Source organism: Flavobacterium sp. UM26, from assembly GCF_057922445.1.
Genome location: NZ_JBVHCY010000002.1, coordinates 140,188 through 156,803, shown reverse-complemented (window position 1 = coordinate 156,803; position 16,616 = coordinate 140,188). Strand labels below are relative to the sequence as shown.

Below are 16,616 nucleotides of genomic sequence, written 5' to 3'. Positions count from 1 at the left end.
TAAAGTATGCAAACTTATCAAAAAGGAATTAACGTAGTAGGATATACAGAAGGTATGTTTGGACTAGGAGAGGCGGTAAGGTTGAATATAAAAGCCGCACAAAAACACGATATTCCAGTCAATTTAATCAATTATGATAAGATTAAAAACGATTCGGATTATCAGTATGCATTGCTGTATGCCATCAATTTAGTGCAAATCTCGTTAAATGATTTGGAATCCTTTTTTGGTCTAATTGATCCTTATTTTTTTAAACAAAGATATTCCATTCTTTTTATGGTTTGGGAATCAGAATATATGGCTCCTGAATTAGCAGAAAATTTAAATCTGTTTAATGAAATTTGGACCACCTCAGAATATTGCAAAAACATATTCAAAAAAACATTTCCTAATCCTATAAAGATAGTACCACACCCTGTTGAAGTTGAAATTCAGTCCGTTTTGAACCAGCAGGTAGTAGAATATATCGATAACACTAAGTTTAGCTTTTTATTCATATTCAGTTATCACAGTTCGGTAGAAAGAAAGAATCCTTTTTTTTTGATTGAAGCATTCAAAAAAGCTTTTGGTGATAGAGATGATGTAGAATTGGTTATCAAGACCGTTGGTGCATCAAAACATAAAAAAAGCCGACAACGTTTGGAACAATGCCTCTCTAATAATATTAAAATTTACGAGCTTGCACTAGATAAAGATGGTGTTAATCAATTAATTCAATCTTGCGATGCTTATGTTTCTATGCATCATGCCGAAGGATTTGGATTAACTTTAGCCGAGGCTATGTATCTAGGCAAACCAGTTGTCGCAACGAATTATTCAGGAAACACTGAGTTCATGAATGAAGATAATAGCTTTTTAGTAGATTTTGAACTTGGATATATTGAAAATTCAGATGCGACGTTTTGTTCCAAAACCCTTTGGGGTAATCCTTTACTTGATGATGCAGTTGAACAACTTCGAATGGTTTTTGAAAATGTAGCGCTAAGAGAAATGAAAGCTATAAATGCAAGCCAATTTGTAAAAGATAGATTGTCTTTTTTTACAATTGGTTCAATCATTAAGGAAAGAGTAGAGTACCTCTATGCCAATTTTGATGATTTGGTAGTTCATCATAATCAGTACACCTTTTTTTTAAACAAATTACAAGCTGCAAAAGCTGAAAATCAAAACCTAAAGAGAGAAATTCGGAGAATGAAAAAAAATGTTATTATTAGGTTTATTCTAATGCTTAAAAATAGGGTGAGGAAAATAAAAGGAAAAAGGTATAGGTTGTTGCTTAAGTATACAAACTTTATTATATAGTGTTTTTTTGATTAATTTTTTATGATAAAAAAAAGCCTGTAAATCCTACGATTTACAGGCTTTTGCTCTGATTTGAAATTGTAAAAGTGGAGTCGCCGAGAATCGAACTCGGGTCCAAACAAGCAACTAAAAAGCTTTCTACACGCTTAGTTTCTGCTTGAATTTTCGATTGAATGCTTGGCCAGAAACAGCCACATCCAACTTATCTTCTTAATTTCGACTACTACCCGAAGCTCATAGTAATCTAGGTTTATTTTTACGGTTCCCCTGTACTGACCGCCACAAACCAAGGCTTTCAAGGAGAATCCAGCTTTCCTACCTTGTAGGAACGTGGCGTAATCGTACTATAATTCGGATTATGCAGCTAAAGCGTAGTTATTTTCGCCGTTTAAAAGTGTGAGATCTTATATTTCCGAGCAAGGTCTCAATGCTCGACGTGCTTACTTTTCAATTCGACTTGCTGTCAAAACCAGTCGACCCCATTTATTGGACTGCAAATATAAGGTTTTATTACCCAAATCAAAAGTATTTGTTTGTACAAAAAATAGTGAACAATCTATATGAGAATAAGTGTTTGTTGTGTTTATTAAAACTTGTATTGCTTTTTTCTGTTTTAACTTAAATAAAGATGTTTTTGGTTAAAATTTTTTTTTAAAGCCTTGTTTGTGTTTTAAAATGTTTTAATAATATACTATTTGTGAAAAATTCAACAAAAAAATGAATTCCTTTTTAAGAATCACTCAAAAGCTTAGGTGGTAGTAATGTTATTTTTTATCAATATCACAAAAATAATAAATTTGACTTTAATTTTAAGATAAAAAAATGAATATCATTTTATTATTGTTATTTTTATAAAAAAATATTAACCAAAAACAAATAATTATGAGAAAAAACTATTTTACATTCAAGAATCTTCGGCAACTGTGTTTTGCCTTGTGTTTAGGAGTAACTGTTCAAGCACAGACCTATACAAGCTGGAAAGTGGGTAGTACCACAGATGTTACAACAACAACTACTGGTGGTATGTGTTTGATGGGTGGAGGAATTGACAATGATGATGCTATTAGATGGATGTTTCAAAAAGCTGGGGGAGGCGATGTAGTGGTTTTGCGTTCCGCGGGAACCGATGGTTATAATACTTATATGTATTCTGAATTGGGTGTGCCTGTAAATTCAGTGGAGACGATAATTATAGATACTAGAGCAAAAGCAAGTATTGCAGCGATAGCGACCAAAATCAGAAATGCAGAAGCGCTATTTATTGCTGGTGGTGATCAAGCGACTTATGTTTCCTACTGGAAAGATACCCCAGTAGAAGACGCAATCAATTATTTAATCAATACCAAAAAAGTACCAGTTGGTGGAACTAGTGCGGGCTGTGCTATTTTGGGACAATACTATTATAGTGCAGCAAATTCTAGTGTTACTTCTGCACAAGCATTAGCAAATCCTTACGCTAGCGGAGTTACAATAGGTGTAAATGATTTTTTGTCCAGTCCATACTTGGCCAATGTAATTACAGATACACATTATGATAATCCTGATCGAAGAGGAAGGCAAACTGCTTTTTTAGCAAGGATGTGGAAAGATTTAGGAGCTGGATTGAATGCAAAAGGGATTGGTGTATTTGAAAAGACAGCCGTGTGTATCGATCAAAACGGATTGGCACGCGTTTTTGCTCCAACCACGGCAAGTTTCGCTTATTTCTACCAAATCGAATCCAATTCTACTCCAGAAACGGTTGTTTCAGGAACGCCTTTAACTTGGAATAATGCGGGAAAAGGGGTTAAGATTGTTAAGATTCCGGGTAATACCGCTGGTTCCAATACTTTTGATTTAAACAATTGGGTTACGACTTCGGGAACTGAAATCTCTTGGGGTAATATCAAAGTAATTAGCGGAACTTTGACAGAAACACTTGGCGGTACACCTCCAGGAGGAACAACTTCTTGTGCAACTCCTACAGGAGTAGCGGCAAGTGCAATTACTAATACTAGTGCAACCATCTCTTGGTCATCAACTGCGGCAACAAGCTACACGGTTCGTTACAAAACAACAGCTGCCACTACTTGGACTACTTTGTCAAATACGACTGCTACATCAGTAACATTATCGGGACTTAATTTAGGAACAGCGTATAATGTGGAGGTAATTGGGAATTGTACATCGGGAGCTTCTTCGGCTGGAACAACTTCATTTACAACTACAGGAGGAACACCAACAGTTACTTATTGTGCCTCTAAAGGAAATAGTGCTACTAGTGAATGGATTGATAAAGTAGCTATCGGAACGATAAACAATGCTTCTGGAATCAACGGAGGCTATGCTGATTTCTCTACGCAATCGGCTACAATAACTAAAGGAACTGCAGCTACATTAACATTGACACCAGGTTATAGTGCTAGAAGAAGTTTGTACTGGAAAGTTTATATAGATTATAACAACAACGGTTTATTTACTGATGCTGGCGAGGAAGTATATAGTATTTTTAGTAGAAATATTTTAACACCTTCAATAACAGCTCCTACGACTGCGGTTACAGGTGCAGTAAGAATGCGTGTTATTGTTAGTTACAATTCGATTACTTCTCCTTGTGGGACATACAACTATGGTGAGACAGAAGATTACACCTTAAACATTACTACTTCTGCAGCCAAAGTTATAGCCTTGAAAGATGCAATCAATGAAGATACTGTTGTGGTTGAGAATGATGCAACTTCCAAAAAAATAGCTGTGTATCCTAACCCTGCAAGAGAAGATTTTACTATTGAGTTTGATAGTGAAAAAGAGGACAAGGTGTCGATTCGTATTTTTTCTTTAAATGGCAATGAAGAGAAAAATATAGAAGTAAAATCAGAGAAAGGGGCGAATAGAATTAGAACAACAACCAATGGTTTGGTTCCTGGTCATTATATTGTAAAAGTGATTCGATCAGGTGAAGTACTTACTTCGAAAATGATTATTTCGAATTAAAAATAGTATTAGTTTTTTACAAAAGAACCCCCTTCATTTGATCGCTGAAGGGGGGTCTGTTTTTAAATTATTAAAGGAAAAATTTTATTCTTCGTCTTCTAGTTTAAATGGGTAATCTCCGAATAATTTAGCAAGTTTTCTTACGGCATAGGTGTTTTTTGTCATCTTATTTGACAAAGCAATAATAACAACTTTCTCTTTAGGCAGAGTGATATAAGATGAGGTGTTACCGTGCCACCAACCATTGTGGAAATAAAAATTTTGTCCTGTTTCCCAATTAATCATCCTGATTCCGAGGCCATAGTTTTTGGTTCCTTTTCGCTCATTACTATAGGGTTTAAAAACTTGTTCCCATAATCCAGGTTCTAAGAAGTTTTTAGCATTTCTTGCAAGATCAAATTTGAGTAAATCTCTGGGAGTAGAATAAATATTTTTGTCTCCATAAACCCCATCCAAATAATCGATACCAATTTCTACTTTGTTTGCTTTATAAGAAGGTACAATTCTTTTTTTATCTTTTTTGATGTCACAGACAAAGGAATGTGTCATCCCCAAAGGTTGAAACAACATTTTATCCATAGCTTCGATATAAGAAAGTTTTGTGATTTTTTCTATAATTAAAGCTAGCATTGCATAATTAGTATTACAATATGCAAAACGGGTTCCTGTTCTAGCTTCTAAACCTACATTTTTAGTGGCCATCAAGTCTAACACATCTTGATTTGTTAGTGTTTTTTTTCGGTCCCAAATGTTGTATTTTCTATCTGTGAAATAGGCATAATTTCGCATACCACTACGATGATTCAATAGCATTCTAACGGTAACTTCTGGATAGGGAAACGATTGTAAAATGGTATTCACTTTTTGATCCAAATCCAATCGCTTGGCATTAACAAGTTTTAAAACAACTGTCGCTGTTAAAACTTTACTGACAGAAGCTATATGTAATGGTGTATCTGGAGTTATTTTTTTCTCGTCTCTAATATGGGTATAACCATTATATTTTTCAAAGATGATTTGTCCATTTTGAGCAACTAGAAAACTGCCATTCATGGTTCCGTTGGGCCAATTTTTCTCGTAAAATGCTTCAATTTTGGCTTTTTTTGCACTAATATAATCCACAGGTAATGTTGTGCTGTCTTGAGGTGCTGGTTTTACGATAGGAAGAACGTTTTTAGGTAATTGTGCGTCTGTTAATTCTACCTTTTTTATTTCTTTTGCACAAGAACTAATGGCCAAAGAAAGGACAAGTAATTGTGCTATATTTGCTTTTTTTATGAGTGTCATCGGATCAAAATTGAAAAAAACAAATATATAGAATCAATTGCTTTTTGTTTCTAGTTTTTTTTCAAAAAATCCCCTTTTTCATTTGCTTTGAAACATATCTTACGTATAGTTTATTGGTGTTCAATAATTAATGTTTTGGTGTTTTGATAATAATGGGTTTAAAACACTTGTTTTTGCTTTATATTGTTATATTTGTAACAATTAAAATGAATAAAGTTAAATAATTACATAATTTAAATACTATAAAAATGAAGTTTGGAATTATCAAAGAAAGAAAAAACCCACCAGATAGAAGAGTAGTTTTTTCTCCCAATGAAGTCAAAACCATTCAAGAACAATTTCCAGCATTGACATTTAAAGTTGAACCTTCCGATATTCGAGTTTTTATGGATGAGGAATACCGCAATCTTGGTATTGAAGTTACTGAAGATTTGTCTGATTGTGAAGTATTGTTTGGTGTAAAAGAGGTTCCGGTTAATGCTTTGATTCCAAATAAAAAATACTTCTTTTTTTCGCATACCATAAAAAAACAACCTTACAATAGAAAATTGTTGCAAACAATTTTAGAAAAAAATATTGAGTTGTATGATCATGAAACGATAGTTGATGGGGCCCATAAACGATTAATAGGTTTTGGACGTTATGCCGGAATCGTTGGAGGGTATAACGCTATTAGAGCTTTTGGAATTAAATTTGAATTATTCAAAATGCCAAAAGCAGAGTCTTTGAATGGAAAAGAGGCGTTAGTAAAGCAACTCAAGAGACAAATTATTCCGCCTATTAAGATTGTGGTTACAGGAACAGGAAAAGTAGGAAGTGGTGTTAAAGAAATTTTGACCGCAATGAAAGTTAAGGAAGTTTCTGTGGAGAATTTTTTGACCAAAACTTTTACGCAACCCGTATTTACTCAAATTGATGTTTTGGATTATAACAAAAGAATCGATGGTAAAAAGTTGGATACACTAGATTTTTATAAGAATCCAAAAGAATATGAGTCAGATTTTGAGCGTTTTACAAAGGTGGCAGATATTTATATTTCAGGTCATTTTCACGCTAATGAGGCTCCCGAAATTTTATCGCAAAAAATGCTTCAGGCAAGAGATTGTAAGATAAAAATTGTTGCCGATGTTTCTTGTGATGTAAACGGACCTATAGCTTGTACTTTGAGAGCTTCGACCATTGCAGAACCTTTGTATGGTTATTTGCCTAGTGAGCATAAAGAAGTTGATGTTTTTCATCCAGCAGCTATTGTGGTAATGGCTGTAGATAATTTACCTTGTGAATTGCCTAAAGATGCTAGTGAAGGTTTTGGTGAAATGTTTACACAACACGTAATTCCAGCATTTTTCAATAATGATGTTGATGGAATTTTAGAACGAGCCAAAATGACTCATAACGGCAAATTAACCGAAAGATTCCAGTATTTACAAGATTATGTAGACGGAAAAGAATAGGTTTTGAATGGGATGTGATTCAATAAAAATAGGTTATAAAATTTTCTTGATTTACAGCTAAAAATAAAAAGGACTTTTTATCGAATTAATTGGTTTAAAAAAATATTCCCACTATATTTGTCGCAACATTCAAAATTCCGGAAAACATGTTTGAATTTTCACAGTACTTAGGCTTCTTGCTTTTCTTAACCATCCTTACAATGGGATTTTGGTTAATGTTTTTCTTAGTTGGTTTCTTATCTTACTGGGTAGGAGGTGCGTCTTGGGAAGCATATAAAGAGAAAAAAGCAAAACAAAAGCAAGAAGAAGAATTAGGATAATCTAATTATCTCTATAAAAAAAGGACTCCAATCGAGTCCTTTTTTTTATGCATACCATTGAATGCTAAACAAAAAAAGACTCGTTTTCACGAGTCTTAATTTTAATTCACAATTTGGGTTATCCTTGGAATTCCATCTCGCCTTCATTCATGTTTTTCTTAGGCTTTTCTCTTTCGTTTTTAGCTTTGTTGAAACGATAAGTAAAGGAAAGTGTAAACTGTCTTTCTCTCCACTGCATTTCTGAATAGGAACTTACTATTCCTGGTAAAAATGTTTCGGAAATCATCTTTCTTGAGTTAAATACATCGCTTATATTGAAAGCAAGAGTTCCTTTGTCTTTTAAGATGTCTTTACTGAAAGCTAAATTCATTGCAAATACACCTAATCTTTTGCCTTGTGCATTGGCTTGTGGTCCGTTGTAAGACATATTGGTTTGCCAATCAATTTTGGCTGGCAAGGTAATTTTTGATGTCAATCGGGTCGACCAAGAGGTAGCATCATTATCGAAATTCTGAACTACTTTGTTGCCATTGAAATCAGTATAGGTGAAATCGCCTTTTGTTTGTACGGCAAAGAAGTTAAAATTACTATTCAATTTCCACCATTTGTAAGGAGAATAGTTTAAAGTAAATTCAAATCCAGTACGGTATTCCTCACCAATATTAATTGGTGAACTAATAATTAATGGAACTCCATTTACGAAATCTCCCGATTCTCTTCTAGCGAATTGAAATACATCTGTGGTCTTGTTTACGTAAAGAGAAGTATTAAGTGTGATTTTTTCCCATCTTTTGATGTATCCCCAATCAATAGCATCTGTAAATGATGGATCTAAATCTGGATTTCCAACAAAAATGTTAATGTTACTTGATAAGTTGCTAAATGGATTTAGCATCCTACCTCTTGGTCTTTGAATTCTTCTACTGTAGCTTATCGATGTGCTACTCATATCAGATAATTCGTAGGTAAAAAAAGCACTTGGAAAGAAGTTATTATATTTTTTATTGTTGAAATCACTAGTAACTAATTGATTGATGTCAATATTAGAATCCTCAAAACGTAAACCAAAAAGCATTGAGAGTTTGTTTACTTTGATTCCATACTGTGTGTAAACAGCGTTTATTTTTTCTTTGTACTCAAGGATATTAGTGAAATTTGGGTTTACAACACCGCCATTTTCAACTCGATAATCTGTTGTTAGATTAGTGAAATCTCCTCGATAACCTGCTTCAAACTGTTGTCCTTTTCCAAGTGGTAAAACATAATCAACCACAAATAAATTTCTTTTTTGTACTTGATTATTGATAGTGTTGTCTAATCCTAAATTAGAATTACCAGAATTGGTATCGGTTATCAAAGCAGTGTTTTTATCATCATTGTTTGAGATGGAAATATCAAAACTCAATTTATGTCCTTCTTTTTTGAAGTTTTTGATAAAATTTGAAGCAAATTCAAAATTCTCGCTATCGCTATCTTCTTTATTTAAACGATTACGAGTATAATCGTATACAAAGTCTTTGTCATAATAGTTTTGGAATACGTTATCCTCATTCTTGCCATTACTTTTTCGGTAATTGATGCTATTGCTCCAAGAAGTAGATTTATCTATAAACCATTCTAGTCCAGCAGTTCCATTGTAAGCATTGCTAAATCGGTCGTTTTCACGATTTTCATATACATAATTCTTTGCTGAACCGTCAGCATTCAAGTATTTTGAATTATTAAAAGCGTTTCCTGGGTTATTTCTGTTGCTGTAACCTTGAGTGGTAAACAAGTTAAACTTTTCCGTTTTGTAATTCAAAGTTCCGCTCAAACCATGGTTATCTGGATAACCTGTGTTGGCAATGATTGTTCCGTTAAAACCTTGGTTTTTTCCTTTTTTCAAAATGATATTCAGTAAGCCACCGCCACCTTCAGCGTCGTATCTAGCAGAAGGATTGGTTACAACCTCTACTTTTTCAATAGCGTCAGCAGGAATTAATCGTAACGCTTCTGTAATATTAATAGCGTTTGAAGGTCTTCCGTCAATAAGGATTCTTACATTTTCATTTCCTCTCAAACTCACGTTCCCTTCGGCATCCACCGCCACAGAAGGAATATTGTCCAACACATCGCTTACGGTTCCTCCTTTAACCATTAAATCAGAACCAACGTTGTATACTTTTTTATCCAATTTAATGTCTACGGTTGTTTTTTCAGCTCGAACTACTACCTCGTTCAATTGTGCGGCATCTTCAGTAAGGCCAATAACACCTAAAGAAAGATTATCTGTAATGTTTTTTTGTTTTATTTCAGTAGATTTAAAGGAAATAAATTCTATAATTATGTCATAAGTTCCAGAGGTTACATCAACTGTAAATTCTCCTTTATTGTTGGTAACTCCACCTGCAATTATTTTAGGATTTGAAGTGTTTTTAAGAGTAATAGTTGCGTACTCTAAGGGTTGTTTAGAATTTTTTTCGATTACTTTTCCGGTAACTTTTAGTTTGGCTTTTCCTGGTTGAGCATGGCTTAATACACCAAAACAAAGTAAGAATAAGGTAATGATACTAGTTAGTTTTTTCATTGTTTAATTTTTGTTTACCCTCCTTAGACTAGAGATGGTAAAATAGGTTTCATGTTCAAATGATAAAAATTTGTTAAAAAAAAGACTCTATTTCTTAAGAAAGTCAATTACTTTAGCCTCCTCACGAGCAATAATTGCTTTTTCTTCAGAAATTAAAATGGGTCTTTCGATTAGTATTGGGTTGGTTATCATGATGCTAATGAGTTCTTCATTAGTGAAATTTTGCCCTTTGTAATTTTCTATCCATATTTTTTCTTTCTGACGAATTAATTCAATTGGTGAGATATTTAATTTGTTTAGTACTACTTTCAACTCCTCAGCTGAAGGAGGAGTAGTTAAATAAGAAATGATTTCGAATTCTTTTCCTGATGATTCGACTAATGTCAAGCAATTTCTAGATTTGCCACAGCGGTTGTTATGAAAAATTTGTAACATTTTTTTGATTTTTTTATAGAAATTATGCGAAATAAATGGGTACTTTTAGGGAGTGCAAATGTATATGAACTGTATCATAAATCTATTTAACAAATTGTTAATACTATGTTTTTAGAACAAGGAGTTACTAACCAAAATCATTTTTATAAGTACTTATTGGGTTCACTTGCTGTGATTATAGCATCATCAGTTGGTCAATTGCCCATGTTGATTGCAATTTATTTTAAAGCCGTCAATCAAGGTGTTGCTTTTCCTTCTACAAATGAAGCGATTATGCATTTCTTTGATTCCAATACAACTTTATTTTTAATGTTGGTTTCTTTTGTTTTTGCATTAGGTGCGATGTTTTTGGTAATTCGATTGTTTCATAATCAAACCATACTATCTGTCACTACTGCAAGACCAAAAATAGATTGGAAACGCGTGTTTTTTTCTTTTGGATTATGGGCAGTAATAGGAGTTGTAACTACCGGAATTGAATGGTATTTGAATCCTAATTTCTTTAAAGTAAATTTCAATTTTGACTCGTTCATTCTACTATTTATAATTGGTATTGTACTAATTCCAATTCAAACTTCAACAGAAGAATATGTCTTTAGAGGATACTTAATGCAAGGTTTTGCTAATTTGTTTCGCAATAAATGGGCTCCTTTAGTAATGACTTCTCTTATTTTTGGTTTGTTGCATTGGTTTAATCCCGAAGTTGGGAAAATGGGAAATTCCATTATGTTTTTTTACATAGGTACAGGTTTGTTTCTGGGTGTTATTACCTTAATGGATGAGGGAATGGAGTTAGCCCTTGGGTTTCATGCTGCAAATAACTTAATAGGTGCTTTGTTGGTCACTTCTGATTGGACAGCTTTTCAAACGAATTCTATCTTGAAAGATGTTTCCGAACCTACTTTTGGTTTTGACGTTATCTTACCTTTAGTATTAATATACCCGATACTTTTGCTTATCTTTGGGAGAAAATATGGTTGGAATAATTGGAAAGAAAAACTTACAGGAAATATAAAAAATTAATATATACTAGAATAAATTACTACTACTATGAAAACAGTAACATATAAGAATGTACATAATCATTTTAAATTTAATGGTGTTCACTTAGATCGTGAACAACTTTGTATGGTTGCCTATTCTTTTATTAAAGAAGGTGCCGATTTTCAAAAAGCTCTTGGTGATTTCCTAATTGATTGGTTTGATGATAAGTCTTACATCGAGATGAATACTTCTGGAACAACTGGAACTCCTAAATTAATTCGCGTAGAGAAAGCTGCAATGGTGAGTTCTGCTTTGGCAACTGGAGATTTCTTTGATTTGACTCCAGGAAATAAAGTGTTACATTGTTTACCTGTTGATTATGTTGCAGGGAAAATGATGTTTGTGCGTTCTTTTATTCTTGGATTAGATATGGACTTTGTAGAACCTAATTCAAATCCTTTGGAATACAATGATGTAAAGTATGATTTTGCTGCAATGGTTCCTTTACAAGCTAAAAATTCTTTGTCAAAATTGACGAACATCAAGAAAATAATAATTGGTGGGGTGAAAATTCATAAGTCATTAGAACAAGAATTGGTTAAATTACCTAATGAGATATACGAAACCTATGGTATGACTGAGACAATCACGCATATTGCTGCTAAGCGAGTAGGAGAAAGAGCGTTTACTGTTTTGCCAAATGTGACTGTTTCTGCGAATGAGAATAATTGTTTAGTAGTTCATGCTAAAAAGATAAACCCTGAGCCTATAGTTACCAATGATATTGTTGAACTTGTATCAGATACACAATTTGTGTGGTTAGGTCGTTTTGATAACGTGATTAATAGTGGGGGAATTAAACTGATTCCTGAAAAAATCGAAGAGAAGTTGTCAACACATATTCCGAGACGTTATTTTGTTTACGGACAAGCTGACGATGTGTTGGGCGAAAAAGTGGTTCTTTACGTTGAAGGAGAGCCAATAGCAATTGATGAGGAAGTTTTTAGTGTTTTGGATAAGTATGAAAAACCAAAAAACATTGTTTTTATCCCCAAATTTACCGTTACTGCAACTGGTAAAATAGTACGTAAAGAAAGTATTGATTCATTGTAAAATGATTTGATATCATAAAAAAAAGAGCTGAATTTCAGCTCTTTTTTTTATGTTTGAATTACTCCTAAATTGAATTTTTTTTCAATTGGAGCATGGTTTGCTGCTTCAATTCCCATCGAAATCCAAGTTCGAGTTTCTAGAGGATCAATAATAGCATCGGTCCATAATCTTGATGCAGCATAATAAGGAGACACTTGTTCGTCATACTTAGCCTTTATTTTGGCAAACAATTCGGCTTCTTTTGCTTCGTCAACCAATTCACCTTTTGCTTTTAAAGAAGAAGCTTCAATTTGAGCTAAAACTTTTGCAGCTTGCGTTCCACCCATAACAGCTAATTCTGCACTTGGCCAAGCAAAAATAAGTCTAGGGTCATAGGCTTTCCCACACATCGCATAGTTTCCTGCTCCATAAGAATTACCAACAATCACAGTGAATTTTGGTACTACAGAATTGGATACCGCGTTAACCATTTTGGCTCCATCTTTTATGATACCGCCATGTTCGGATTTTGAGCCAACCATGAATCCTGTAACGTCTTGAATGAAAACTAAAGGTATTTTCTTTTGGTTGCAATTCGCAATGAATCGCGTTGCTTTGTCAGCAGAGTCTGAGTAAATAACGCCGCCAAATTGCATTTCACCTTTTTTGGTTTTTACCACTTTGCGTTGGTTAGCGACTATACCTACTGCCCAGCCATCAATTCTAGCATAACCCGTTAATATAGTTTGGCCATAGCCATCTTTGTATGCTTCAAACTCAGAATTATCAACTAATCGCTTAATAATTTCAAGCATGTCGTATTGTTCATGTCTTGCTTTAGGCAAGATTCCGTAAATTTCTTTTTCGTCTAAAGCAGGTTTTTCAGCTTGAATACGATGGTAGCCGGCTTTTTCAAAATCACCAATTTTGCCCACTATATTTTTGATTTTATCCAAAGCGTCTTTGTCGTCTTTGGCTTTGTAATCTGTAACTCCAGAAATTTCACAATGTGTAGTGGCTCCGCCTAAAGTTTCATTGTCTATACTTTCTCCAATAGCCGCTTTAACTAAATAACTTCCCGCTAAAAAAATACTCCCAGTTTTATCTACAATTAGAGCTTCATCGCTCATGATAGGTAAGTAGGCGCCACCGGCTACACAGCTTCCCATCACAGCAGCAATTTGAGTGATGCCCATACTACTCATTTGGGCATTGTTTCTAAAAATGCGCCCAAAATGTTCCTTGTCAGGGAAAATTTCATCTTGTAATGGTAAATATACTCCAGCACTATCAACTAGGTAGATTATTGGAAGTCGATTTTCCATTGCAATTTCCTGAGCGCGAAGATTTTTTTTACCTGTTATTGGGAACCAAGCTCCAGCTTTAACTGTTGCATCATTAGCTACCACAATACACTGCTTGCCTTGTATGTAGCCAATCTTTACAATTACTCCTCCCGATGGGCATCCACCATGCTCAGGATACATACCGTCTCCTACAAAAGCTCCTATTTCTATACTTTTATTAGGGTTGTCAAGTAAATAATCGATACGTTCTCTGGCTGTCATTTTGCCTTCGGCATGAAGTTTTTCAATTCTTTTTTCGCCTCCGCCTAATTTTACTTTTGCAAATTTATGGCGTAGTTGTGACAACAGAAGTTTATTGTGGTCTTCGTTCTGATTGAAGTTTAAATCCATAATTGGTTAGCTAGTTTTTTTATGTAGCTAATTTACGAAAAGGATTGAAATATTATCTATGGCTTACTTGTTTTGAGTAAAAAAAGAAATATTTTTTTGTATATAACGCAAAAAAGCAGGATTGATTATCTGCTTTTTTGTGAATCTATCAAGGAATCTTTATTTTCTAGTGTCGTTTACTAATCTCTTTAAAATAGCCCATTGTCTAAGGGTGTCTTTGGCTGCGATAGCTGGATAGCCTAAAACTACTTTTCCTGCGGGGATATCGCAAGTAACGCCAGATCCTGCTCCAACAGTGGCTCCAGCGCCAATTGTTGTGTGGTCTTTAATAGAAGCGCTTCCGCCGATGACAACTCCGTCTTCTAGAGTGACAGAGCCAGCAAGACCACTATGACCAGCCATTATGCAGAAACGTCCCAATTTACTATTATGCCCAATTTGTACCAAATTGTCTATTTTACACCCATCGCCAACAACAGTTGAACTAAACTTCCCTCTGTCTACACAAGAATTGGCGCCAATTTCTACATTATTACCAATCACAACATTCCCAATTTGAGGAATCTTAACTAATCCTTTTTCGTGGCAAAAACTAAATCCAAAGCCGTCTGCACCTATCGTTGCGTTGGGATGTAAGATACAATCATTGCCAATGTGGCATCGTTCTCTCACAACAACACCTGACCAAATTGTGCTGTTGTTTCCTATACTTGAAAAATCTAAAAGTGTGACATTGGGATAAATAGTTACATTTTTACCAATAATTACATTTGGTCCTACATAGCAGCCAGCACCAATTTTGGTGCCTTCACCAATAATTACACTATCATCTATAGTGGCTGTTGGGTGTACATCAAAATTAAATTGTGGTGGTTCCGGGGCAAAAAGCTGGAGTAATTGCGACATAGCCAATTCGGCATTTTTTACTTTGATAAAAGCCCGATTGGTTCCTGGTTCAATACTAATGTCTTCGTTTACTAGAGCAGCACTTGCTTTAGAGGAGCACCAGTATTTTTCATATTTTTTATTACCTATAAAAGAAATTTGATTTTCTGAGGCAAGTTCTAATTGTTCTGGCGAAGTAATGTTTTGTGATAATGTGCCAATTAGTGTGCCTTTTAGAACATTATTAATTTCTTGAATGGAATAGGTTTTCATTAAATGAGAAGTGAATTTTGTGATATTATTTCCCAAATAAAGTGAATTACTTTGTCGATACCTAATTTTTTAACGTTTGAAAGGGTAAATAAATAAATGATGCTTAGAAGGTAATCTTGGTTAGTTCTTTTTTGAAAAAAACGACTACTGTTGGGAGTAGTCGTTAGATTGCTTTTGAGGTTTATAGTTTATTCTTCTTCTTTTTGTCCCATCATCATCAGAAAGGCTTTTAAAAATGGGTCGATATTTCCATTCATAACACTATCGACATCACTTGTTTCATGGCCAGTGCGGACATCTTTAACCAGTTTATAGGGGTGCATCACATAATTTCTGATTTGCGAACCCCATTCAATTTTCATTTTTTTAGCCTCGATTTCATCTCGTAACGCTTGCTTCTTTTTTAATTCAATTTCGTACAATTGCGATTTCAACAACTGCATGGCTTTGGTTTTATTGTCTAATTGAGAGCGTGTTTCTGAATTTTCAATAATAATTCCAGTTGGGTGGTGGCGCAAACGTACTGCGGTCTCCACTTTGTTTACATTCTGTCCTCCAGCACCACTCGAACGCATAGTTTCCCATGAAATATCAGCAGGGTTAATCTCAATTTGAATAGTATCATCTGCGAGAGGATATACATATACCGACGCAAAAGAAGTATGTCTTTTGGCATTACTATCAAAAGGGGAGATGCGAACCAAACGATGTACACCATTTTCTCCTTTTAAGTAACCAAAAGAATAATCACCTTCAAATTCTAGAGTAACGGTTTTGATTCCAGCCGATTCGCCCTTTTGAAAATTCAGTTCTTTGATTTTGTAACCGTATTTCTCGCCCCACATGATGTACATACGCATCAACATTTCGGCCCAGTCACAACTTTCGGTTCCACCGGCTCCTGCAGTAATTTGCAAAACAGCACTTAGTGTATCTCCTTCATCCGAAAGCATATTTTTGAATTCGATAGCTTCTATGTGATTTTCAGCTAAAGCATATTGTTCGTCGAGTTCTTCAATACTTAGTTCACCTTCTTTATAAAAATCATAAGCAAGCTGTAATTCCTCAGTAAGAGAAGCGGCTTTGTCATAATCTTCAATCCACTTCTTTTTATTACGTAAGTTTTTTACAATGATTTCTGCTTCTTTTGCATTATTCCAAAAGTCAGGAGCAAAAGTTTTTTCTTCTTCGTTGGTGATTTCAATGAGTTTAGCATCAACGTCAAAGATACCTCCTCAACGCACCAAGGCGCTCCACAATACCTTTAATTTGTTCGGTAGTTGTCATAAATTATTATTAATTTTGTTTTGCAAAAATATAAAAAAAATACCACAGCACAAGCTAAGGG

Annotated in this window: 12 protein-coding genes and 1 other RNA gene; 6 read left to right on the top strand and 7 right to left on the bottom strand. The window is 34.3% G+C overall.

Going from position 1 to position 16,616, the window contains the following annotated elements; translation table 11 throughout:
* Positions 1-6: 6 nt before the first annotated feature.
* The gene (locus ACZ1AQ_RS03075) at positions 7-1,302 is read left to right on the top strand and encodes a glycosyltransferase family 4 protein (protein WP_489631479.1); all 1,296 of its coding nucleotides are present in this window, start codon (positions 7-9) and stop codon (positions 1,300-1,302) included.
* Between the two features lie 84 nt (positions 1,303-1,386).
* Here the strand turns inward: ACZ1AQ_RS03075 and ssrA are convergent.
* Positions 1,387-1,783: a transfer-messenger RNA gene (ssrA, locus tag ACZ1AQ_RS03070) on the bottom strand.
* Between the two features lie 401 nt (positions 1,784-2,184).
* On the opposite strand from ssrA, the gene ACZ1AQ_RS03065 reads away from it, so the two are divergent.
* Positions 2,185-4,275 carry a GEVED domain-containing protein gene (locus ACZ1AQ_RS03065; protein WP_489631478.1) on the top strand — a complete coding sequence of 697 codons (2,091 nt, stop codon included), beginning with the start codon at positions 2,185-2,187 and terminating at the stop codon, positions 4,273-4,275.
* Between the two features lie 84 nt (positions 4,276-4,359).
* On the opposite strand, the gene ACZ1AQ_RS03060 is transcribed toward ACZ1AQ_RS03065, so the two are convergent.
* Entirely contained in the window at positions 4,360-5,562 is a 1,203-nt protein-coding gene (locus tag ACZ1AQ_RS03060) for a serine hydrolase domain-containing protein (RefSeq protein ID WP_489631477.1), read from the bottom strand.
* 248 nt (positions 5,563-5,810) lie between these two features.
* On the opposite strand from ACZ1AQ_RS03060, the gene ACZ1AQ_RS03055 reads away from it, so the two are divergent.
* Positions 5,811-7,016, top strand: a complete 1,206-nt coding sequence (locus tag ACZ1AQ_RS03055) for an NAD(P)-dependent oxidoreductase (RefSeq protein ID WP_489631476.1) — start codon at positions 5,811-5,813, stop codon at positions 7,014-7,016.
* A gap of 146 nt (positions 7,017-7,162) precedes the next feature.
* The gene (locus ACZ1AQ_RS03050; protein WP_489631475.1) at positions 7,163-7,336 is read left to right on the top strand and encodes a hypothetical protein; all 174 of its coding nucleotides are present in this window, start codon (positions 7,163-7,165) and stop codon (positions 7,334-7,336) included.
* A gap of 118 nt (positions 7,337-7,454) precedes the next feature.
* Here the strand turns inward: ACZ1AQ_RS03050 and ACZ1AQ_RS03045 are convergent, their stop codons facing one another.
* Together ACZ1AQ_RS03045 and ACZ1AQ_RS03040 are read right to left on the bottom strand one after the other, a co-directional pair.
* Positions 7,455-9,902, bottom strand: a complete 2,448-nt coding sequence (locus tag ACZ1AQ_RS03045; RefSeq protein ID WP_489631474.1) for a TonB-dependent receptor — start codon at positions 9,900-9,902, stop codon at positions 7,455-7,457.
* A gap of 87 nt (positions 9,903-9,989) precedes the next feature.
* A complete protein-coding gene (locus ACZ1AQ_RS03040) occupies positions 9,990-10,337 on the bottom strand; it encodes an ArsC/Spx/MgsR family protein (RefSeq protein ID WP_489631473.1) in 348 nt (115 codons plus the stop codon).
* Between the two features lie 105 nt (positions 10,338-10,442).
* Here ACZ1AQ_RS03040 and ACZ1AQ_RS03035 point away from each other — a divergent pair, with 105 nt between their 5' ends.
* The gene (locus tag ACZ1AQ_RS03035) at positions 10,443-11,360 is read left to right on the top strand and encodes a CPBP family intramembrane glutamic endopeptidase (RefSeq protein ID WP_489631472.1); all 918 of its coding nucleotides are present in this window, start codon (positions 10,443-10,445) and stop codon (positions 11,358-11,360) included.
* A 27-nt stretch (positions 11,361-11,387) separates the two neighbouring features.
* Positions 11,388-12,434 (top strand): AMP-binding protein, encoded by a 1,047-nt coding sequence (locus ACZ1AQ_RS03030; RefSeq protein ID WP_489631471.1) that lies wholly within the window; start codon positions 11,388-11,390, stop codon positions 12,432-12,434.
* A gap of 47 nt (positions 12,435-12,481) precedes the next feature.
* Here the strand turns inward: ACZ1AQ_RS03030 and ACZ1AQ_RS03025 are convergent, their stop codons facing one another.
* The 3 genes from ACZ1AQ_RS03025 to prfB form a co-directional block, all read right to left on the bottom strand.
* Positions 12,482-14,110 (bottom strand): acyl-CoA carboxylase subunit beta, encoded by a 1,629-nt coding sequence (locus tag ACZ1AQ_RS03025; RefSeq protein ID WP_489631470.1) that lies wholly within the window; start codon positions 14,108-14,110, stop codon positions 12,482-12,484.
* 159 nt (positions 14,111-14,269) lie between these two features.
* Positions 14,270-15,268, bottom strand: a complete 999-nt coding sequence (lpxD, locus tag ACZ1AQ_RS03020) for a UDP-3-O-(3-hydroxymyristoyl)glucosamine N-acyltransferase (protein ID WP_489631469.1) — start codon at positions 15,266-15,268, stop codon at positions 14,270-14,272.
* Between the two features lie 188 nt (positions 15,269-15,456).
* Positions 15,457-16,555, bottom strand: a protein-coding gene (prfB, locus tag ACZ1AQ_RS03015) for a peptide chain release factor 2 (protein ID WP_489631468.1) whose coding sequence is annotated in 2 segments (ribosomal slippage) — positions 15,457-16,491 and positions 16,493-16,555 — 1,098 coding nt in all. Because the reading frame shifts where the segments join, the coding sequence is not laid out codon by codon here.
* Positions 16,556-16,616 lie beyond the last annotated feature (61 nt).